This window comes from Hydrogenophaga sp. H7 (genome assembly GCF_002025745.1).
In the GTDB taxonomy this organism is placed as follows: domain Bacteria; phylum Pseudomonadota; class Gammaproteobacteria; order Burkholderiales; family Burkholderiaceae_C; genus Hydrogenophaga; species Hydrogenophaga pseudoflava.
Genome location: NZ_MCIC01000015.1, coordinates 134,892 through 155,580, shown reverse-complemented (window position 1 = coordinate 155,580; position 20,689 = coordinate 134,892). Strand labels below are relative to the sequence as shown.

Below are 20,689 nucleotides of genomic sequence, written 5' to 3'. Positions count from 1 at the left end.
GAGACACCATGGTCCACCCGAACCCGCCCGCTCAAGGCTGGATGCCCTCGCGCCGCCACGTCATCGCCTCGGCCGGCGCTGCTCTGGCCGCCCCCTGGATCGGCGCACACGCGCAAGGCAAGGTCGCCGGCGGCAAGCCGATCACCCTGGTCGTGTCCTACCCGCCCGGTGGCGGCGCCGACCTCATGGCCCGCACCATTGCACCCAAGCTGGAGGCCGCGCTGGGCCAGACCGTGGTGGTGGAGAACAAGGCCGGTGCCAGCGGCCAGCTGGCGGCGAGTCACGTGGCCCGCGCCGCGGCCGACGGCAGCGTGCTGCTGCTCGACGCCTCGTCCTTCGCGGTGAACCCCTCGCTGTTTCCCAGGCTTCCCTATGACACGGCCACCGCCTTCACGCCGCTGGCCGTGCTGGCCACCTTCCCCAACGTGCTGGTGTGCACGCCGAGCTTCGAGGCGAAAGACGTGAAGGACGTGATCCGCCTGGCCAAGGCCAAACCGCTGAACTACGCATCCTCCGGCAACGGTTCGGCCCAGCACCTGGCCGGTGCCCTGTTCGAGCAGCGCGCGGGCGTGGACCTGACCCACGTGGCTTACCGCGGCGGCGGCCCGGCCATGAACGACGTGATGGGCGGCCAGGTGCCGCTGTTCTTCGCCAACGTGGCCTCGTCGCTCGGCCACATCAAGGCCGGCAAGCTGCGCCCGCTGGCCGTCACCAGCCGGCTCCGCGCGCGGTCGCTGCCCGATGTGCCGACCATGGCCGAGGCCGGCGTCAGCGGCTACGAGGTGCTGGAGTGGAACCCCATCCTGGCGCCCGCCGGTCTGCCGGCCGACGCCAAGGCCACGCTCGTGGCCGGCATCCGCAAGGCGCTGGACGACGCCGAGGTGCTGGGCCGCATCCGCCAGCTGGGCGGCGACGTGTTCGCCGACGCCAGCCAGCAGAGCGCCGGTCAGTTCATTGCGGCCCAGCAGGCGCTGTGGGCCAAGGTGATCAGGGACCGCAACATCACCACCGGATGAGCGCAAGCAACAACGCCATCCCCTCCGGCTGGGACTGCCATGTGCACGTGTTCGACCCCGCGCACCCGGCGCAGGCCGGCCACTACCGGCCGGTGCTGCGCGACCTGACCGAGATCGAGCACACCGCAGCCCCGCTGGGCATAGGGCACCTCGTGCTGGTACAGCCCAGTGTCTACGGCACCGACAACGCCCTGATCCTGCGCGCGCTGGCCCGTGAACCGGGCCGCCACCGCGGCGTGGCCGTGGTGGACACCAGCGTGACCGACGCCGAGCTCGACGCCATGCACGCGCTCGGCGTGCGCGGCATGCGCTTCAACCTGGTCTCGCCGGTGGGCAACGGGCCCGAGGCCTTCCGCGCGCTCGCCCCGCGGCTGAGGGCGCGCGGCTGGCACGTGCAGTGGTACGCGCGGCACGACCAGCTCGACACCATCGCCGAGCTGCACGCGGGCAGCGGCCTCACCGCCGTGCTCGACCATCTGGCCGGCCTGCACGCCGGCGTCGCTGAAGACGACCCCGCGTGGATGGCACTGCAGCAACTGGCCGACCAGGGCGCCTGGGTCAAGCTCTCGGGCTGGTACCGGCTGCAGGCACAGGCGCCGTACGACGCACTGGATGACCACATCCGCCGCGTGGCGCAGACCCTGGGCGAGCGCCTGGTCTGGGGCTCCGACTGGCCACACACCGCCTTCGCCCCCGAGGCCCTGCCGCACTACGACAGCGTCTGGCAGCCCGTGGTGCGGGCACTGGGCGAGGCGAGCGCCGCCCGCGTGCGTGCGGCCGGCGCCTTGCTCTACGCCTGATCCGCAGCGAGACTCGCGCCATGCGCATCCTGCTCGCCGAAGACGAAACCGAACTGGGCACCTGGCTGGTCAAGGCCCTGGGACAGAACGACTTCCAGGTCGACTGGGTGAACGACGGCCGCCTGGTGCGCCGCAGCCTCAAGGCCACCAAGTACGACGCGCTCATCCTCGACCTGGGCCTGCCCGGCCTGGGCGGGCACGATGTGCTGACCGACCTGCGCGAGGCCGACGAACGCCTGCCGGTGCTCATCCTCACCGCACGCGACTCGCTGATGGAGCGCGTGAGCTGCCTGCACGGCGGGGCCGACGATTTCCTGGCCAAACCCTTCGACATGGCCGAGCTCGAAGCGAGGCTGGTCGCCCTGATCCGCCGCTCGCGCGGGCAGGAGCATCCGCGTTTTGCCTGCGGGCCGCTGAGCTACGACAGCGTGGCCAGGCAGTTCCGGCTGCAGCACGAGGTGCTCAGCCTCACGCCGCGCGAACACGCGGTGCTGCGCGCCCTCATCCAGCACCCGGGCGAGCCGCTGTCCAAGCGCGAGCTGCTGGAGCGCGTGTTCTCCGACGAGCAGGACGTGAACCCCGAGGCCATCGAGGTGCTGATCCACCGCCTGCGCAAGCGGCTGGAGGCATCAAAGGTGCGCATCGCCACCCTGCGCGGGCTGGGCTACCAGCTCGAAAGCACACCGTGACGGCGCTGGGCTGGGCCCGCGCCAGCGTGCGCCGCTTCCTGCTGGTGCTGCTGCTGCCGGGCCTGGGTGCGGTGATCGCGGGCGAACTCTGGCTGGGCTGGCGCACCGCCAGCGACGCCGCCGATGCGGCCTACGACCGTTCGCTGCTGGGCGCGGTGAAGTCCATCGACTCCAGCATCTCCACCGCCAGCGGCGGCATCGGCGTGGAGCTGCCCTACCGCATGCTCGAATTCTTCGAGCTGACCGCGCAGGGCCAGGTGTTCTACCGCGTCGCCACCGAGGACGGGCTGGTCGAGATCGGCAGCGCGGATCTGCCCGCGCCGCCCCGGCCGCTGAAGACCGAGCAGCCCCAGTTCCACGAGGGCGAGTACCTCGGGCAGGCGGTGCGCGTGGGCAGCTACGCGCGTGAGCTGAGCCCGCCACTGGCCGGGCACGCGGGGCCGCAGCGCGTGGTGATCCAGGTGGCCGAAACGCTGGAGGCGCGCAACGACTTCCGCCGCGCGCTGGTGCTGCAGTCGCTGGCGCGCGACGTGCTGCTGATGCTGGCCGCCACCGGCCTGCTGGCGCTGGCCATCGCCTGGGCCATGCGCCCGCTGGACCGGCTGCGGCAGGAAGTGGACGCGCGCGACCCGCAGGACCTGACCCCGGTGGACGACACCGGCGCGCCGGCCGAGGTGCGGCCGCTGGTGCAGGCCATCAACCACCACATCGAGCGCCACCGCGAGCAGACCGAGGCACGCCGCCGCTTCATCGACGACGCCTCGCACCAGCTGCGCACGCCGCTGACCACGCTGGCCACCCAGGTGGCCTACGCCCAGCGCGAGGCCGACCCGGCCGCGCAGCGCGAGGTGCTGGAGACCATCCGCGAGCAGCTGGACGAGACCATCCGCCAGACCAACCAGATGCTCTCGCTGGCGCGCGCCGACAGCGCGCCGCCGCAGCGCCAGCCCTTCGACGCCGTGGCCCTGGCCGAGGCCCTGGTGCGCCAGTGGTGGGGTCTGGCGCGCGAACAGGGCGTGGACCTGGGCCTGGACGCGCCCGACGGCGCGCTGCCCCTGCAGGGCGAGCCCGACCTGCTGCGCGAAGCCCTGGCCAACCTGCTGCACAACGCCATCCGCCACGGCGGCGCGGGCTGCCACGTCACGCTGGTGGTGCGCGGCGAAGCGGACGGCGCTGTGCAGCTGGCCGTGGTGGACGATGGCCCGGGTCTGCCGCCCGACGAGCTGGCCCGCGCCGGCGAGCGCTTCTTCCGCGGCCGTGGCGGCGCCCTGCCCGGTTCCGGCCTGGGCCTGGCCATCGTGCGCACCGTGGCCCAGCGCCATGGCGGGCAGATGCGGGTGGACGGGGGGCCCGAGGGCCGCGGGCTGGCTGTCACGATCACGCTGCCCGCAGCGCGGGCGTCCGAAACCACCTCGGGTTAACCCGGGGTTTTGGGCCGGTTTTCTGAAAGCACGTTGAAAGTGCCCGGTTTCTACAGTGCCCTCACCGCAGCGCCTGTGCTGCGTGGCTTCCACCCCATCGAGGAGACACCTTCATGAACTTCGCCTTCAAGCTCGCAGCCACCACCCTTGCTGCCTCCGCCCTCACCGCCTTCGCCAACCCGCTCGACAAGACCGAGTGCATCGCCCCGGCCAAGCCCGGCGGCGGTTTCGACCTGACCTGCAAGCTGGTGCAGAGCGCGCTGCAGGAAGGCAAGTTCATCACCGACCCGATGCGTGTGACCTACATGCCCGGCGGCATTGGCGCCGTGGCCTACAACACCGTCATCGCGCAGAAGCCCGACGCGGCCAACGCCATCGTCGCGTTCTCCGGCGGCTCGCTGCTGAACCTGGCCCAGGGCAAGTTCGGCCGCTACACCGAGAACGACGTGCGCTGGCTCGCCGCCATCGGTACCGACTACGGCGCGGTGGTGGTGGCCGAGAACTCGCCCTACAAGACCCTGAAGGACGTGATGGCCGCCATGAAGGCCGACCCGACCAAGGTGGTGCTGGGTGCGGGCGGCACCGTGGGCAGCCAGGACTGGATGAAGGCCGCACTGACCGCGCGTGCCGGCGGCGTGAACCCCAAGACCATGCGCTACGTGGCGTTTGAAGGCGGCGGCGAGGCGCTGACCGCACTGCAGGGCGGCCACATCCACGTCTTCACCGGCGACGCGGCCGAAGCGATGCAGCAGATCAAGGCCGGCGCCAAGGTCCGCATCCTGGCGGTGATGAACGACAAGCGTCTGCCCGGCGACATGGCCAACATCCCGACCGCCACCGAACAGGGCTACGACGTGGACTGGCCCATCGTGCGCGGCTTCTACGTCGGCCCCAAGGTCAGCGACGCCGACTACAAGGTCTGGGCCGACACCTTCACCAAGCTGATGGCCACGCCCGCCTACGACAAGCTGCGCAACGAGCGCGGCCTGTTCCCCATGGCCCTGACCGGCGCGCCGCTGGACGCCTACGTCAAGAAGCAGGTGGCCGGCTACCGCAAGCTGGCCGAAGAGTTCGGCCTGAACGTCGTCCCCGCCAAGTAAGCCCGGAGCCCCGCCATGAGTGACCGCGTCCTCGGCGCGGTGTGTGTTGTCGCGTCCGCCGCCATGGCCTGGGCCGCGCAAGACTACGCCGCCGCCATCTCCTACGAACCCGTCGGCCCGCGCGCCTTTCCGCTGCTGCTGGCCTGTGGTCTGGGCCTCTCGGGCCTGTGGCTGGTGCTGCGGCCCAGCGCCGGCGCCGAGGCCTTCCGCGGCGTGCCCTGGGGCCCGACCGCGCTGTGCGCGGCCGCCGTGCTCGCCTATGCACTGCTGTTCCAGTGGCTGGGCTTTCCGCTGGCCACGGCGCTGATGGCCGTGCCCGTGGGCATGTCCTTCGGCGGCAGCTGGAAGCAGTCGCTCATCGGCGGCGCCGCGCTGGGCGGGGTGTTGTACCTGCTGTTCGACAAGGTGCTGGACGTGGTGCTGCCCGCCGGCCCGCTGGCATCGCTGCTCGGGGGGAGCTGACATGGACATCCTGCAACACCTGGTCGCCGGTTTCGGCGTGGCATTGAGCCCCACCAACCTGCTGATCGCCGCCATCGGCTGCTTCATCGGCACCATCGTCGGTCTGCTGCCCGGCCTGGGTCCCATCAACGGCGTGGCCATCCTGATGCCGCTGGCCTTCGCCATGAAGCTGCCGGCCGAGACCTCGCTGATCCTGCTGGCCGCGGTCTACATCGGCTGCGAGTACGGCGGGCGCATCTCGTCCATCCTGCTCAACGTGCCGGGCGATGCGGGCGCCATCATGACCGCGCTCGACGGCTACCCGATGGCGCGCAAGGGCCTGGGCGGCGTGGCGCTGTCCATCTCGGCCTGGAGCTCCTTCGTGGGCTCGCTGATCGCCACCCTCGGCATCGTGCTGTTCGCACCGCTGCTGGCCAGCTGGGCGCTGTCCTTCGGGCCGGCCGAGTACTTCGCGCTCATGTGCTTCGCCTTCGCCTGCATCGCGGGCCTGATGGGCGATGCGCCGGTCAAGGCCGGGCTGGCGGCCATCATCGGCCTGTCCATGTCCTGCGTCGGACTGGATTCGAACTCGGGCGTCTACCGCTTCACCGGCGGCGACATCCACCTCTCCGACGGCATCCAGTTCGTGGTGGTGGTCATCGGCGTGTTCTCCATCAGCGAGCTGCTGCTGATGCTGCAGGAGCACCACAGCAGCACCGGCCTGGTCACGCAGACCGGCCGCATGCTGTTCAACCTGAAAGAGCTGGCCCACACCTGGTGGGGCACCGTGCGCTCCAGCGTGGTGGGCTTCGTGGTCGGCGTGCTGCCGGGGGCCGGCGCAACCATCGCCAGCGCCATGACCTACTCCATGGAAAAGCGCCTGACCGACAAGGAAGGCACGTTCGGCAAGGGCGACATCCGCGGCGTGGCCGCACCCGAAGCGGCCAACAACTCGGCCGCCACCGGCTCCTTCGTGCCCATGCTCACGCTGGGCGTGCCTGGCTCGGGCACCACGGCGGTGATGGTGGGCGCGCTCTCGCTCTACAACATCACGCCCGGCCCGGCGCTGTTTACCCAGCAGCCCGACCTGGTGTGGGGCCTGATCGCCTCGCTGTTCCTGGCCAACGTCATCCTGCTGGTGATGAACATCCCGCTGGTGGGCGTGTTCACCAAGGTGCTGAGCGTGCCCAACTGGCTGCTGGTGCCCGGCATCGTGGCCGTGAGCAGCGTGGGCGTGTACGCGGTGCACGCCACCACCTTCGACCTGGTGCTGATGACCGCGCTGGGCTTTGCCGCCTACCTGCTGCGCAAGCAGGGCGTGCCCATGGCACCGTTGATCCTGGGCTTCGTGCTGGGCGACATGATGGAACAGAACCTGCGCCGCGCCCTGTCCATCAGCAACGGCGATGCGGGCATCCTGGTGGGCAGCCCGATCACCATCGGCCTGTGGACCGCGGCGGTGCTGATGCTGGTGGTGCCGGCGGGCATGCGGATGCTGTCCAGGCACCGCCAAGAGGAAGCTTTTGCAGCCTGATCCGCGCGCGGCGTGCACGCCTCATGCTGCGGCCAGGCCCTGTCGCATCAGCAGGGCGGTGGCGGCGGGACGTTCGTGCATGAGCCAGTGTCCCGCGCCGCCCACCACCCGCTGCCTGCGCAGGGCGCCCTGTGGTGCCACGCCATCGGCCATGTCGCGCGGCACAGCGGTGACATCGTGCTCGCCCCAGATGGTCAGCACTTCCCCCGGGTAGCGGTCCAGCGCCGGCGCGAGCGCCGCCGAGCGGGAGAACGGCTTGCTGCGAAACCGGGTGTTCAGGCAGCCGCGCCACTGGATCTCAAGGGCCAGCGCGTCCACGGCGTTCTCGCTGTGGAGCATCTGCGCGAGCAGGTTGTGCCGCATGCGGCTCGCCCAGCCCACGGGGTCGGCATCGGGGTCCAGGTCCCGCCACGGCAAGGGCGTCACGGTCTGCCGGCGGGGACCGCCGTGTCCGGCCGGACCGATCAGCACCAGGCGCTGCACATGGTCACGCTGTGCGGCCAGTTGGGCGCTGACCAGGCCTCCGAAAGAAAACCCGCCCAGCAGGATCGGGGTGCGCGCACCCAGCAAAGCATCCAGCCCCTGACGCAACTGCGCAACGAGCTCATCGAGCCCCTGCGTGGGCGTCAAGGTCGATTCGCCGTAGCCCGGCATGTCGGGCATCCACAGAGTGAAGCTGGCGGAAAGCGCAGGTATCACGCGGGCCCAGTGCAGCCAGCTGCCATGGCCGCCGTGCAGCAGCACCAGGGGCGGGCCGCTCCCCACCCGGCGCCAGACCACCAGGTGCCCAAGCACCGGCTGCGCAATGCGCTCGCAGGCCGATCCCAGCGCCGCGATCTGCGCGCAGGCGGCGGCCCGGCCAGGACCACATCCCTCCATGCTCAGTCCGCCCTGATGGACTGCGCCTGGATCACCTGCTTCCACTTGGCGATGTCGGCACGGTAGAGGGCGTCGGCCGCGGCCGGCGGGTCCAGCGTGAGCGTCAGCCCTTCGGCCCGGACGCGCCTGCGGAACTCTTCGCTGTCGGCGGCGCGCTGGATCGACTGGTACAGCTGCTGCACCAGCGGCGCCGGTGTGCCACCGGCCACGAAGATGCCGTACCAGACCGGCGCGGCGTACCCGGTGAGCCCCGATTCGGCAAAGGTGGGCACATCGGGCAGCAGGGCCGTGCGCGTCGCGCTGGTGACGGCGAGCGCGCGCAGCTTGCCGTTGGCCAGGTAGGGCGCGACGCTGGGCAAGGTGCCGAAGGCCAGGTCGATCTGCCCGCCCATGAGGTCGGTCATGGCCGGGGTGGCGCCGCGGTAGGGCACATGGACCATGAACACCATGGCCGTGGTCTTGAGCAGCTCGGCGGCCAGGTGGGTGGAGGTGCCGTTGCCGGCCGAACCGTAGGTGAAGCTCCCGGGCCGGGCGCGCACCTGCGCCAGAAGGTCGGAGGCCGAGCGGATCGGGCTGTCGGGCCGCACCACCGCCACATTGGGTGCATGGCCGAGCGTGGTCACCGCGCTCAGCCCGGTCTCGGCGGGGTACGGCAGCCTGGAGTTCAGACCCGGCACGATGGCGACGGCGCTGGTGTTGAGCAGCAAGGTCAGGCCGTCGGGCGCGCTCTTGGACACGAAGTCGTTGCCCACCACGGTGCCGGCCCCTGCCTTGTTGTCCACGACGACCGTCTGCCCCCACATCTTCGACAGGCTGTCGGCCAGGGCCCGGGCCATGTTGTCGGTGCCGCCGCCGGCGGGAAACGGCACCACCAGGCGCACCGGCTTGGCGGGGACGTTGGAGGTCGTTTGTGCCAGCGCGGGCACGGATGTGCAGGCCAGGCCGGCGGCCAGGATCAGTTCGCGGCGCCGAAAGGAAGCGGGTCGTGAGAGTGGGTTCATTGGGGGTTTCGGCATTCGGGTTGTGGGGGCCGCCCGCTCAGGCGATCACGCCCTGGGCGCGCAGGGCGTCGATGTCGGCAGGCGGGTAACCCAGGGCCGTGAGCAGCTCCTGGTTCTGCGCGCCCACGGCTTGTGGCGGTGAGGTGACCTGCACCGGGCTGCGCGAGAGCTGAAAGCCGGACACCGGCACGGTCAGCCCCGCCAGCGCACCGGCCTCGTCGGCGAACCGGTGCAGCACCTTGCGGCCTTGCACGTGTTCGTCCGCCAGCATGGCCTCCATGCGCTGCACCCGCGACACCGGTACGCGGTGTTCCCGCAGCAGCGCCTCCCAGTGGTCAAGCGAAGCGGTGACCAGGATCTCGGTCAGTGCCTGGGCCTCTTCGGCATAGCCCTTGATCCGGTCCCGGTTGTTGTCTTTGACCAGATCGGTGCGCCCCAGCGCTTCCCACAGCCGCCGCTGCTGCCGCAGGTTGGAGGCCGAGACCATCAGCGGTGCGTCGCTGGCCTGGTAGCAGCCGATGGTGGCAAACGGGTAGCGGTTGCCCTTTTGCTCCGGGTGCGCCCCGTTCCAGAGGTAGCCGGTCAGGTGCGAGCTGGCGAGGATCATGGCCACGTCCGACATCGCCACCTCGACGAACTGGCCCAGGCCGTCGTCCTGGCCGCGCTGCAGCAGTGCCGCAAGGATGGCCATGGCCGCGGTGGTGCCGGTGGCGTAGTCCACCACGGGGGCGCCGCATTTCACGGGCGCCGTGCCCGGCTCGCCGGTCATGGCCATCATGCCGGCGTAGGCCTGCACCACACCGTCGTAGGCGGTCAGCTCGCGCTTGGGGCCGGTGCTGCCGAAGGCCGAGATGGAGCAGTAGACCAGCCGCGGGTTGAGGGCCGACAGGTCCGCATAGCCCAGACCCAATGCCTCGAAGGCGCCGGGGCGGTAGTTCTCGATCAGCACATCGGCGGTCTGCACCAATTGCCGCAGCACCTGGCGCCCCGCTTCGGTCTTGAGGTTGAGCGCCAGGGCCTTCTTGTTCGACGCCTGCGACAGGAAGGCCGTGCCCATGCCGGCGTCGTTGAGCGCGGCGTCCGAGCCCTGGTAACGTGCCTGGTCGGGTTCCTCGGGCGACTCGATCTTGATGACCTCGGCGCCCATCACCGCCAGCTGGTAGCCCGCGAACGGGCCGGCCAGCACATGGGTCAGGTCGAGCACCCGGACACCGTGGAGAACGGGCTTCATGGCAGCCGCCTCACTTGGCGAGCACATCGGCCTTGACAATCTTGGACCAGCGCACGATTTCGGCGCGCACGAAGGCGTCGAACTCGGCCGGCGTGCCGGTCTGCACGACCATGCCCTCGTTCACCACCTTGGACCTGAAGATCTCGCTCGCGGCGGCCTTGCGCGTCGCGGCGTTGAGCTTGTCGATCACGGCCGCGGGCGTGCCAGCCGGCGCGTAGAAGCCATACCAGCCTTCGGTGGCGTAGCCGGGCACGCCAGCCTCGGCCACGGTCGGCACACCGGGATAGGCCGTGGAGCGCTCGGCCGAGGTGATGGCCAGTGCCCGCAGCTTGCCGCTGTCGATGAAGCCGCCGACCGAGCCGGAAGTGGCAAAGATCATGTCGGTCTGACCGCCCAGCAGGTCGGTGAGCGCGGGGCCCGAACCCTTGTAGGCCACGTGCTTGATCTGGACCTTGGCCATGTCGGCGAACAGCGCACCGGCCAGGTGGGACGAGGTGCCGTTGCCGGGCGAGGCGTAGGTCAGCTTGTCCGGATCGGCTTTCGCGGCGGCGACGATGTCCTTGACCGACTTGAACGGGCTGTCGGCGCGCACCACCAGCACGTTGGGCGAGCGCACGATCATGGACACGGGCGTGAAGTCCTTCTCGGTCGAGTAGGGCATCTTCGCCATCAGGCTGGGGTTGACCGCGTGCGCGATCGACGAGACCACCAGCGTGTAGCCATCGGGTGCACTCTTGGCCACCAGGTCGGTTCCGATAATGGTGCTGGCGCCCGGCTTGTTGTCCACCACGACGGGTTGCCCCAGCTCCTTGGCCATCTCCACCGCCAGCGTGCGGGCGATCAGGTCGGTGCCACCGGCGGGAGCGAAGGGCACCACCAGCCTGATGGGTTTGTCGGGGAAGGCGTGGGCACTGGACAGGCCCACGACCAGTGCGACGGTCAAGCCTGTCGCGGCCTTGGCAAAGGCCTTGAAGCCCTGAGTGAAGGAAGGTTGCATGAATGTCTCCGGTGTTGTGCAAAGCGATGTCTGTCAAGCCCCACCGGGTCGGCCACAGACGAACCGGGGAAGCTGGGAAGACTCTAGGCGCCCAGGCGATTCAGCACATCATTCCAATTCCACTGAATGGAAATGAATGGCCGCTCAGATCAGGGTTTCCACTGCCTCTGGGCGACCTCACTTCTGTGCCGTGCAGTGCCCGCATCTCGTGGATCGAGTCCGACGCCACGGCCCCTCACCAGCGACCGGCCGGCGCACCGCCAGGCAGGCGGTGGCAACACCTGGCCCCCTGTCACCCTCCACCCAGCTCCCGCCAGCCGCTCACCAGCAAGGCCAGCGGTGCCAGGGCGGCAAACCCCAGCACGATGCGGTGAAACACCGCACCGGCCCGGTGCGATTCGAGGAAGTGCCGGATCAGCAGCAGCCCCTTGCCCCAGGCGATGAGTGCCACCGCGGCCGTCATCCAGGCGCGGCTGGCACCTGTGTGCGCCTCATGCGCGGCCAGCACGCTCAGGCAGGTCAACACCACCATCAGCAGCCAGGCAATGAACGGGGCTCTCAGTTTCATCCGGGCACCTCAGGCGAAGGCGTAGAACAGCGCAAAAATCATCAGCCACACCAGGTCGGTGGCGTGCCAGTAGGTGGCCAGCGACTCCAAGCCGCGCACATCACCACCCGAGTACGCGCCGGCACGCGCACGCGCCAGACACCAGACCATGCCGCCCAAGCCCCAGCAGGCGTGCACGAAGTGGTTGATGGTCAGGTAGTAATACACAACGACGAAGATGCCGCTGCCCGCGTCGATGCCGTGGGCCTGGTTCCACTGCCATTCCAGCAGCTTGAGGACCGGATAGCACAGCCCGATGACCAGGGCGGCCAGCTGCCACTGCAGGGCGCGCCGCACGTCGTGGTGGCGATGGGCATCGAGCGCCTGGGTCAGCGCATAGCCGCTGGTGACCATGACCAGGGTGACGCAGACACCGCCCAGAGTCCACAGGCGCGCGGCCCCTTCCTGAAACGCCTGCGGGTTGAACCAGCGCGAGACGAAGTACACGCTGAAAAACACCGCGAACTCCAGGTACTCCAGGCACACCGCGACCCACATGCCTTTGAAGCCGGGCACCGTGGGCTTCTCTGCGGCAGCGGCAACCTCATCCGAGTCCAGCACGGTGGGGGCCGGGGCGACTTGATTCATGTGGTGCATCACCTCGGTGGTGTTCAATCCCCGGCCGCAGCGATCTGCTCTCTGGCCATGCTGCCCAGCCGCTTCAGGGCGGCCCTGACCGGCGGGCCGACCGGGTGCCCGACGTTCAGGCGCAGGTGCCGCGTGAAGCGCCGGTCGGCCGAGAACAGCACCCCGGGCGCCGTGCTGATGGACTGCGCCATGGCCTGGTGGTGCAGGGCCAGGGCGTCCACGCCCGGCGGCAGTTCCAGCCACACGAAGTAGCCACCCTGCGGCTCGGTCATGCGGGTGCCCTTCGGAAAACAGCGCTCGATCAGCGACCGGGCGGCCGTGTGCTGGGTTTTGAGGGCTTCGCGCAGATGGCGCAGGTGGCGCTCGAAACCGCCCTGCACCAGGTATTCGGCCACGGCCAGTTGCGGCGGTATGGGCGAGGCCAGCGAGGTCATCATCTTCAGGCGCTCGACGTCGCGGGCGTAGCGCCCGGCGGCGGCCCAGCCGACCCGGTAACCCGGCGCCAGCGATTTGGAGAACGACGAGCAGTGCAGCACCAGACCTTCCTGGTCGAAGGCCTTGGCGGGCAGGGGCCGGCGCGCGCCGAAGTGCAGCTCGGCGTACACGTCGTCCTCGATGAGGGGCACCCCGTGGCGCGCCAGCAGCTGCACCAGGGCCTGTTTTTTGGCGTTGGACATCAGCGCACCCAGCGGGTTCTGGAAGGTCGGCATGAACCAGCACGCGGCCACTTTCTGGCGCTGGAGCAGGGTTTCGAGCGCGTCCAGCCGCACGCCCTCGACCGGGTCGGTCTCGACCTCCACCGCCTTCAGGTGCAGGCGCTCCAGTGCCTGCAGCGCCGCGTAGAAGGTGGGCGACTCGACCACCACCACATCCCCCGGCTGCGTCACCGCCTGCAGGCACAGGTTGAGCGCTTCCATGGCACCGTTGGTCACGATGAGTTCGTCGGGCAGCAGGGACACGCCGTTGAGCGCGTAGCGCCGCCCGACCTGGGCCCGCAGGGTTTCGTCGCCCGCGGTCAGCGCGCCCGAAATCTGCGCCGGCCGCAGGCGACGCATGGCCCGCGCCCCGCCCCGGGCCAAAGCCTCGAACGGGAACAGCTCGGGCGCCGGGAAGGCCGAGCCCAGCGGCACCACGTCCACATCGCGCGTGGAACCCAGCAACTCGAACACCAGTTCGCTGATCGCCACCGGGGTGATCCGCCCGCTGGGTTGGGCCGCTTCCGGCGGCTGGCCGGTGAGCGGTCGCCGTGCGCGCACGAAGTAGCCGGACCGCAACCGCGCCTCGACCAGCCCGTCGGATTCCAGCTGTGCATAGGCCTGGAAGATGGTGGAAGGACTGATGCCCCGCTGGCGGCGCAGCTCGCGCACCGAGGGCAGGCGGTCGCCCGGGCGCAGCACCCCCGCACGGATGCTGCCCGCCAGTTCATCGGCGAGTTGCTGGTAACGCGTCAAGGTGCCGGACGACATGTCTTCGAGGACCTCCAGGGGAAGGCTCGATGGTAGGGCGGTCGAAGGCACGCGGCTCATCTGCCGCAGTGTCCGACCTTTTCCTGAAGAAGGGTCGTATCAGAAGCAGGCATATCCATGGGGAGCAGAGCACGGCTGATACGGTCGGTTTTCAATCCATCTGAATCCTGCGCATCAGAGCCCCCGGCGGCACCATGGGCGCATGTCTGCACACACCGCCCTCCCCCGCGTTCAGCCGCGCGCGGCCCTGCCTTGTGCCCAGGTGCGACTGGCCGACATGGCCGCCAGCGGATGCCTCGGCGTGGGCGTGCCCCGCCGCCTGGGTGGACAGGGCGGCCAACTGGAAGACCTGTTCCGCGACCCGGGTGCCCGCCACTGGCTGCAGGGCCTGCATCCCGCGGACCGGCTGGTATTCCTGTCCCAGCGCCTGGTGGTCGAGGCCCTGGTCAGGACCGACAACATCGGCCTGAGGGAACTGCACCTGCCCGACCTGCTCGGCGGCGCGACAGCAGGCGCTTCGGCGCTGGAGTCGCCACCCCTGGAGGCCAGGACCATGGGACTGGGCTGGCAGTTTCATGGGCTGCTGCGCGGGGTGCCCAACCTGCAATGGGATGGTTTCTCGTTGTTGCTGCCAGTGCAGACCGCAGGCCAGATCGAAGGCATGCTGCTCGTCCGCTCCGAGGAGAACGGACTCACCGTGCACCCTGGCGAGAACCCGGACCTGTGGTCGTCGGCCGCCTGCGGCGACGTGCAGTTCCAACAGACTTTTCTGCGCGCCGACGAATGGCTGGGCGACCAGCCGCTGTGGTCATCGCTGGTCCAGACCCATCAGATGCTGCGCGCCGGCTTGCACCACCTTCCACACCCGTAAACACCCACGAGGCACCCCATGCCCAAAGTCATCCCGATCCAGCCCGTTGAAGCCTGGACACCCGTTGACAAGATCCACGCCCGCTCCACCCAGGGCCTCTTCAACCGCTGGCGCTGGACCTTCGTGTGGCTGACGCAGGCTTTCTTTTACGGCGTGCCATGGCTGACCTGGAACGCGCGGCAGGCCGTGCTGTTCGACCTCGAAGCCAAGCGCTTCTACCTGTTCGGTGCCGTGCTCTTTCCTCAGGACCTCATCTACCTCGCGGCCCTGCTGGTCATCAGCGCCCTGCTGCTGTTCTTTGCCACCGCGGTGGTCGGGCGGGTCTGGTGTGGCTTCGCCTGTCCCCAGACCGTCTACACGTCCCTCTTCATGTGGATCGAACACCGGTTTGAAGGCAGCCCGCAGAACCGCAAGCGCCTGGACCAGGCGGGCTGGGGCCCGGAGAAGCTGCTGCGCCGGGGCGGCAAGCACCTGGCCTGGGCGGCGTTTGGCCTGTGGACGGGCTTCACCTTCGTGGGTTATTTCACCGCCATCCGGCCGCTGGCGGCCGACATCCTGTCACTGTCCGTGGGGCCCTGGACCAGTTTCTGGGTCCTGTTCTACGGCCTGTTCACCTACCTCAACGCCGGCCTGGTGCGCGAGAAGGTCTGCCTGCACATGTGCCCCTACGGACGCTTCCAGGGCTCGCTGATGGACGAGCGCACCCTCAACGTGGCCTACGACCATCGGCGGGGTGAACCCCGGCGCGGCCGTCTCGAAGACGACGACCGAACTGTGAACCAGGGTCACTGCATCGACTGCACCCTGTGTGTGCAGGTCTGCCCCACGGGCATCGACATCCGCAACGGCCTGCAGGCCGCATGCATCGGCTGCGGCCTGTGCATCGACGCCTGCGACGACGTGATGGGCAAGGTGCACGCCCCCAAGGGCCTGATCCGCATGGCCTCCCTGCACGAACTGGGTGGTGCCGCCAGCAGCCAGCGCCCCTTCCTGCGGCGCGTGTGGCGCACCCGGGTCTGGGTCTATGGCGGTCTTCTGGCCCTGGTCATCGCGGCCACCGTGGCGGCATTCGCCAACCGACCGGACGTGCGCATGAACGTCATCCGCGACCGCACGGTCATGGCGCGCCAGGTGGAACAGGGGGCGGTGGAGAACGTCTACACGCTGCAGCTGATGAACGCGTCGGACCACACCCGCACGGTGGTGGTGGCCGTGGAGCCGCCTCATCTGGTGAGCCTTCACCAACCCGTCACCGCAGAGCTGGGGCCGGCACAGGCCACCACCATCACGGCCACCGTCCGCATGCCCAGCGTCGAGGCGGCGCAACACGCCGGCGAGGTGGTGCCCATCCGCTTCGTGGTGGCTTCGCCCGAACGGGCAGGCCAGGCAGAAGTGGACGAGCCATCCACCTTCCTGGTTCCACGCTAGCCCACGAAACAAAACGGGTCAGGTCACACCCGCTCCAGCACCACCGCAATGCCCTGCCCCACCCCGATGCACATGGTGCACAGCGCGTAGCGGCCACCGCTGCGGTGCAGCTGGTTGACGGCGGTGGTGGCCAGGCGGGCGCCGCTGGCACCCAGCGGGTGGCCCAGGGCGATGGCGCCGCCGTTGGGATTGACGCGCGCGTCGTCGTCGGCCAGCCCCAGGTCGCGCAGCACGGCCAGGCCCTGGGCGGCGAACGCCTCGTTGAGTTCGATCACGTCCATCTGCGCCAGCGAGAGCCCGGTGAGCGCCAGCACCTTGCGCGTGGCCGGCGCGGGGCCCATGCCCATGATGCGCGGCGGCACGCCGGCGGTGGCCATGCCGACCACGCGGGCGCGCGGCGCGAGGCCATGTCGCGCAGCGGCGGCTTCGCTGGCCAGCAGCAGCGCGGCGGCGCCGTCGTTCACACCCGAGGCGTTGCCGGCGGTCACGCTGCCGTCGGGGCGCACCACCCCTTTGAGCTTGGTCAGCGCCTCCAGCGTGGTGGCGCGTGGGTGCTCGTCGCGGTTCACCACCAGGACCTCGCCCTTCTTCTGCGGCACATGGACCGGCACGATCTCGGCGTCGAACACGCCCGTCTGCTGCGCGGCCAGGGCCTTGGTCTGCGAGGCCAGGGCCATGCGGTCCTGGTCGGCGCGCGAGATGTGGAACTCGGCCGCCACGTTCTCGGCCGTCTCGGGCATGCTGTCCACGCCGTACTGCGCCTTCATCAGCTTGTTGACGAAGCGCCAGCCGATGGTGGTGTCCTCGACGCTGTTGGCGCGCGAAAAAGCGCTGGTCGCTTTCGGCATCACGAACGGCGCGCGGCTCATGCTCTCCACGCCACCGGCGATCATCAGCTCCACCTCGCCACTCTTAATCGCCCGCGCCGCCGTGCCCAGCGCGTCCAGGCCCGAGCCGCAGAGGCGGTTGACCGTGGAACCGGGCAGCGCCATCGGCAGGCCGGCCAGCAGCGCGCTCATGCGCGCCACGTTGCGGTTGTCTTCACCGGCCTGGTTGGCGCAGCCGTAGACCACGTCGGCCACCGCTTCCCAGTCCAGGTGCGCATGGCGCTCCATCAGGGCCCGCAGCGGGACCGCGCCCAGGTCGTCGGCGCGCACACTGGAGAGGGCACCGCCGTAGCGGCCGAAGGGGGTGCGCACGGCGTCGCAGATGAAGGCGTGGGTCATGTTGTCTCCGTTCAGGGAAGTTGGGCGCTCTGGTGCAGTTGCCAGATGCGCGCGAGCAGCGCGCGGGCTTGCGCCTCGCCGATCACCGGCGTGGCCAGCTCCATCAGCTTGCCTTCGAGGTCGGCGTCGGACAGCGGCAGTTCCGGGTCGCCCTTGCGGTCGGGCTGCAGCAACGTGAGCTGGCGGCCATCGCGCAGGGTGATGGTCACGTGCGCACCGCGCCGGCCCGGGAAGGCGGCGTCCACGGCGAGGTCCAGCGCTTTGTGGATGCGCTGCATCAGCGCGCGCGTGGCCGGGTCGTTCAGCCGCTCCGGCTCGAAGGCTGAGAGGCGCACGCTGCCATGCACCAGCGCGCTGGCCACCATGTAGTGCAGGCTGAAGCGGGCCTGGTCGGCGTTCTGCGGGTCCACATGCGGCGCGATGTCCAGCGTGGGCTGGTAGACGCCGAGCGCCACGCGCTCGATGTCCGCGTGGCGGAAGCCGTGCTGGCGCTGCAGTTCCAGCGCGCCGTCGATGGCGGCGAAGGTGTGACCGCAACCGATGTGGTTCTTGAAGGTCAGGCGGGTGATGTGGAAGTCCTGACCCAGCGTGGCGCCCACGGCGGACCAGTCCGGCCCTTCGCTCATGGCCTGACCCAGGCCCGACTCACCTTCGAGCACGTCGAGCGAGCTGCGCATGCCGCCCGCGGCCAGCTGCGCGGCCAGCACGCCGGCCTCGGCCGCTCGCCCCGCGTGCAACGGTTTGGCCATGGCTTCCCCGCGGAAGGCCTGCTGCAAACCGGCGGTGAAGGTGGCGGCGATGGCCAGCACGTGGGCAAACGCGGTCTCGTCCAGTTTCAGCAGGCTCGCCGCGGCGGCGGCCGCGCCAAAGCTGCCCATGGTGCCGGTGTTGTGCCAGTACCTGTAGTGCGGGCGGCCCATCACCACGCCGATGCGGGTGGAGATTTCGTAGCCCAGCACCACGGCTCGCAGGAACTCGGGGCCGCTCGCTCCCACCGTCTGGGCCAGGGCCAGCGCGGCGGCGATGGTGGCAGCACCGGGGTGGTACATCGCATCGCGGAAGCTGTCGTCCACCTCTGCGGCGTGCGCGGCGGTGCCCTGGATCAAGGCGGCGGCACGCGTGGTGGCTGGTCGCCCCTGCACCAGCCGGGCCGCGCCCCGGTCCAGGTCGTCGGCCATGGTCTGCATCAGCACCTGCACCGCCGGGGTGTCGAGGCCCGGGTAGATCGAGGCGTACCAGTCGATCACCGCGCGCTGGGCGTGGTGCGCCACCTCGGCGGGCAAGGGTGTGCGGGCAAAGCCAGTGGCAAAGCGTGCGAAGGTTTCAACGGCGTGCATGTTCAGTTCTCCGTGGTGAGCAGGTGGCGCAGGTCGCCGGCCACAAAGCCTGGTCCGCTGAGCCCGGCCAGCCACCGCAGGTCGTCCTGCAGCGCGGCCGCACCGCGTTCGCGCGCCCAGAACACGGCGCCGCCTTCCCAGCGCGGGAAACCATAGCCGTTGACCAGCACCACGTCCACGTCGGTGGCACGCTCGGCCACGCCTTCGGCCAGCAGCAGCGCGGCCTCGTTGACGATGGCCAGCAGCGCGCGGCGCACGATCTCGTCGTCGCCGAGCTCGCGGGGCTGCAGACCCTTGTCCGCGCGGGCCTGCGCGATGAGTGCGTGCACGGCCTCATCCACCTGCGGGCCCTTGCTACCGTCGGGGTAGCCGTAGTAGCCCGCGCCGGTCTTGCGGCCCAGGCGACCGGCTTCGCACAGGCGGTCGGGAATGTGCACGTAGCGCGCACGCGGGTCGCGCGTGGCGGCCTGGGACTGGCGCATGCGCCAAGCGATGTCCAGCCCGGACAGGTCGGCCACCGCGAACGGCCCCATGGCAAAGCCGAAGGCCTGCAGCGCAGCGTCGACCTGCTCGGGCCAGGCGCCCTCTTCCACCATGAACTCGCACTGGCGCCGGTAGGCCGCGTACAGGCGGTTGCCGATGAAGCCGAAGGCGTTGCCGGTCAGCACCGGCCGCTTCTTCAGCCGCTTGCCCAGCGCCAGGCCGGTGGCCAGCGCGTCGGGCGCAGACGCCTGGCCGCGCACCACTTCCATCAGCTTCATGACGTGGGCGGGGCTGAAGAAGTGCAGGCCGATCACGTCCTGCGGCCTGGAGGTGGCCGCCGCGATGGCATCCAGATCCAGGTACGAGGTGTTGGACGCCAGCACGGCGCCCGGACGTGCCACGGCGTCGATGCGCTGGAACACCTGCTGCTTCACGCCCAGGTCTTCGAACACCGCCTCGATGACCAGGTCGGCACTGACCAGCTCGGCCCAGTCCAGGCTGGTCTGCAGGCGGGCCTCGCAGGCCGCGGCGGCACTGGCGCTGAGCTTGCCACCCTGCACCCGCGAGGCGTAGTGCGCGTGGATGCGACCGGTGCCGCGCTCCAGCGCAGCGGCGTCCTGCTCCAGCAGCAGCACGCGGTAGCCGGCGTCGAGTGCGGCGATGGCGATGCCCGAGCCCATGGTGCCGGAGCCGATCACGGCCACGAGCTCCACGGCGCATGGAACGGCGCCGTCCAGTGAAGGGTGCTTGCCGCTGTCGCGTTCGGCAAAGAACTGGTGCCGCAACGCAAAGGCCTCGCGCGAGACACGCAGTTGCTGGAACACGGCGCGTTCGTTGGCCAGGCCGTCGTCGATGCCCACATGGGCGGTGGCGGTGATGGCATCGATGGCGGCCAGCACCGCGGGTCGGCGCTTGCCGGCCTTGAGCGCAGCGGTAGTGGCCTCCGCCACGTCTGCGGTCGCGGCCGGCGGCACCATCCGTTCGCGCACCAGCCGCTTCTCTCCCTTGAGCTGCCTGGCGTGCGCCACCGCAGCGCTGCGCAGATCGTCGGTGGCGATCTGGTCCACCAGGCCCGCCTCCAAAGCCGCCGCAGCGGGCACCCGTTCACCCGAACAGATCATGCGGATCGCACGTGGAATGCCCACGATGCGCGGCAGCCGCTGCGTTCCGCCCGCGCCGGGAATGATGCCCAGCGTCACCTCGGGCAAGCCGACCACCGCGCCCGGCGCGGCGACCCGCGCGTCGCAACCGAGCGCCAGCTCGAAGCCGCCGCCCAGCGCAGCGCCATGCAACGCAGCGACCACAGGCTTGCCACAGGTCTCGATGGCCGCAATCACGGCCGGCAGCTGCGGCTCGGTCAGCGGCTGGCCGAACTCGCGCAGATCCGATCCGGCGATGAAGGTGCTGCCCGCGCCGATGAGCACCGCGCCTTCCAGCGTGTCGTCGTTGCGCAGGGTCTCGATGGCGGCCATCAGCCCCTGCCGCACGGCGGCCGATCCGGCGTTGATGGGCGGGTTGTGAATCACGATGACGGCGATCCCGCCGTCCCGTTCCAGGTGCACGCGTGGCGTCAT

The 20,689-nt window shown here is 70.0% G+C and carries 19 protein-coding genes; 9 read left to right on the top strand and 10 right to left on the bottom strand.

Annotated elements, in window-relative coordinates; genetic code table 11:
• Positions 1 to 8: 8 nt before the first annotated feature.
• The 7 genes from BC358_RS12085 (at position 9) to BC358_RS12050 (ending at position 7,001) form a co-directional block, all read left to right on the top strand.
• Positions 9 to 1,016, top strand: a complete 1,008-nt coding sequence (locus BC358_RS12085) for a tripartite tricarboxylate transporter substrate binding protein (RefSeq protein ID WP_079366018.1) — start codon at positions 9 to 11, stop codon at positions 1,014 to 1,016.
• Positions 1,013 to 1,816 (top strand): amidohydrolase, encoded by an 804-nt coding sequence (locus BC358_RS12080; RefSeq protein WP_079366017.1) that lies wholly within the window; start codon positions 1,013 to 1,015, stop codon positions 1,814 to 1,816. Before BC358_RS12085 ends, BC358_RS12080 begins: the two co-directional genes overlap by 4 nt.
• Positions 1,817 to 1,836: 20 nt before the next feature.
• The gene (locus tag BC358_RS12075) at positions 1,837 to 2,505 is read left to right on the top strand and encodes a response regulator (RefSeq protein WP_079366016.1); all 669 of its coding nucleotides are present in this window, start codon (positions 1,837 to 1,839) and stop codon (positions 2,503 to 2,505) included.
• Positions 2,502 to 3,926: a sensor histidine kinase gene (locus BC358_RS22115; protein WP_179130066.1), complete on the top strand. Its 1,425-nt coding sequence runs from the start codon at positions 2,502 to 2,504 to the stop codon at positions 3,924 to 3,926. Before BC358_RS12075 ends, BC358_RS22115 begins: the two co-directional genes overlap by 4 nt.
• Positions 3,927 to 4,039: 113 nt before the next feature.
• Positions 4,040 to 5,026 carry a tripartite tricarboxylate transporter substrate binding protein gene (locus tag BC358_RS12060; RefSeq protein WP_079366015.1) on the top strand — a complete coding sequence of 329 codons (987 nt, stop codon included), beginning with the start codon at positions 4,040 to 4,042 and terminating at the stop codon, positions 5,024 to 5,026.
• A gap of 15 nt (positions 5,027 to 5,041) precedes the next feature.
• Positions 5,042 to 5,488 (top strand): tripartite tricarboxylate transporter TctB family protein, encoded by a 447-nt coding sequence (locus BC358_RS12055; protein WP_079366014.1) that lies wholly within the window; start codon positions 5,042 to 5,044, stop codon positions 5,486 to 5,488.
• Between the two features lies 1 nt (position 5,489).
• Positions 5,490 to 7,001 carry a tripartite tricarboxylate transporter permease gene (locus BC358_RS12050; RefSeq protein ID WP_079366013.1) on the top strand — a complete coding sequence of 504 codons (1,512 nt, stop codon included), beginning with the start codon at positions 5,490 to 5,492 and terminating at the stop codon, positions 6,999 to 7,001.
• Between the two features lie 21 nt (positions 7,002 to 7,022).
• Here the strand turns inward: BC358_RS12050 and BC358_RS12045 are convergent, their stop codons facing one another.
• The 7 genes from BC358_RS12045 to BC358_RS12015 all read right to left on the bottom strand — a co-directional run bounded on the left by BC358_RS12045 (position 7,023) and on the right by BC358_RS12015 (position 13,770).
• Positions 7,023 to 7,880: an alpha/beta fold hydrolase gene (locus BC358_RS12045; RefSeq protein WP_079366012.1), complete on the bottom strand. Its 858-nt coding sequence runs from the start codon at positions 7,878 to 7,880 to the stop codon at positions 7,023 to 7,025.
• 2 nt (positions 7,881 to 7,882) lie between these two features.
• Positions 7,883 to 8,881 carry a tripartite tricarboxylate transporter substrate binding protein gene (locus BC358_RS12040; protein ID WP_079366011.1) on the bottom strand — a complete coding sequence of 333 codons (999 nt, stop codon included), beginning with the start codon at positions 8,879 to 8,881 and terminating at the stop codon, positions 7,883 to 7,885.
• 37 nt (positions 8,882 to 8,918) lie between these two features.
• Entirely contained in the window at positions 8,919 to 10,112 is a 1,194-nt protein-coding gene (locus tag BC358_RS12035) for a CaiB/BaiF CoA-transferase family protein (RefSeq protein ID WP_079366010.1), read from the bottom strand.
• A 10-nt stretch (positions 10,113 to 10,122) separates the two neighbouring features.
• A complete protein-coding gene (locus tag BC358_RS12030) occupies positions 10,123 to 11,109 on the bottom strand; it encodes a tripartite tricarboxylate transporter substrate binding protein (protein WP_079366009.1) in 987 nt (328 codons plus the stop codon).
• 292 nt (positions 11,110 to 11,401) lie between these two features.
• A complete protein-coding gene (locus BC358_RS12025) occupies positions 11,402 to 11,677 on the bottom strand; it encodes a hypothetical protein (RefSeq protein ID WP_079366008.1) in 276 nt (91 codons plus the stop codon).
• Between the two features lie 9 nt (positions 11,678 to 11,686).
• Positions 11,687 to 12,304 carry a cytochrome c oxidase subunit 3 gene (locus tag BC358_RS12020; protein WP_127803795.1) on the bottom strand — a complete coding sequence of 206 codons (618 nt, stop codon included), beginning with the start codon at positions 12,302 to 12,304 and terminating at the stop codon, positions 11,687 to 11,689.
• Between the two features lie 23 nt (positions 12,305 to 12,327).
• Positions 12,328 to 13,770 (bottom strand): PLP-dependent aminotransferase family protein, encoded by a 1,443-nt coding sequence (locus tag BC358_RS12015; protein WP_256861510.1) that lies wholly within the window; start codon positions 13,768 to 13,770, stop codon positions 12,328 to 12,330.
• A 202-nt stretch (positions 13,771 to 13,972) separates the two neighbouring features.
• Here BC358_RS12015 and BC358_RS12010 point away from each other — a divergent pair, with 202 nt between their 5' ends.
• Complete coding sequence (locus BC358_RS12010; RefSeq protein WP_079366007.1) at positions 13,973 to 14,641, top strand: hypothetical protein; 669 nt, start codon at positions 13,973 to 13,975, stop codon at positions 14,639 to 14,641.
• A gap of 18 nt (positions 14,642 to 14,659) precedes the next feature.
• The gene (ccoG, locus tag BC358_RS12005; protein ID WP_079366006.1) at positions 14,660 to 16,069 is read left to right on the top strand and encodes a cytochrome c oxidase accessory protein CcoG; all 1,410 of its coding nucleotides are present in this window, start codon (positions 14,660 to 14,662) and stop codon (positions 16,067 to 16,069) included.
• Between the two features lie 23 nt (positions 16,070 to 16,092).
• Here the strand turns inward: ccoG and pcaF are convergent, their stop codons facing one another.
• Genes pcaF through BC358_RS11990 form a run of 3 tightly spaced genes read right to left on the bottom strand, consistent with a single transcriptional unit; the run spans position 16,093 to position 20,689 of the window.
• On the bottom strand, positions 16,093 to 17,295 hold the full coding sequence (gene pcaF / locus BC358_RS12000) for a 3-oxoadipyl-CoA thiolase (RefSeq protein ID WP_079366005.1): 1,203 nt from the start codon (positions 17,293 to 17,295) through the stop codon (positions 16,093 to 16,095).
• A gap of 11 nt (positions 17,296 to 17,306) precedes the next feature.
• Positions 17,307 to 18,632 (bottom strand): MmgE/PrpD family protein, encoded by a 1,326-nt coding sequence (locus tag BC358_RS11995; RefSeq protein ID WP_079366004.1) that lies wholly within the window; start codon positions 18,630 to 18,632, stop codon positions 17,307 to 17,309.
• 2 nt (positions 18,633 to 18,634) lie between these two features.
• Entirely contained in the window at positions 18,635 to 20,689 is a 2,055-nt protein-coding gene (locus tag BC358_RS11990) for a 3-hydroxyacyl-CoA dehydrogenase NAD-binding domain-containing protein (protein WP_079366003.1), read from the bottom strand.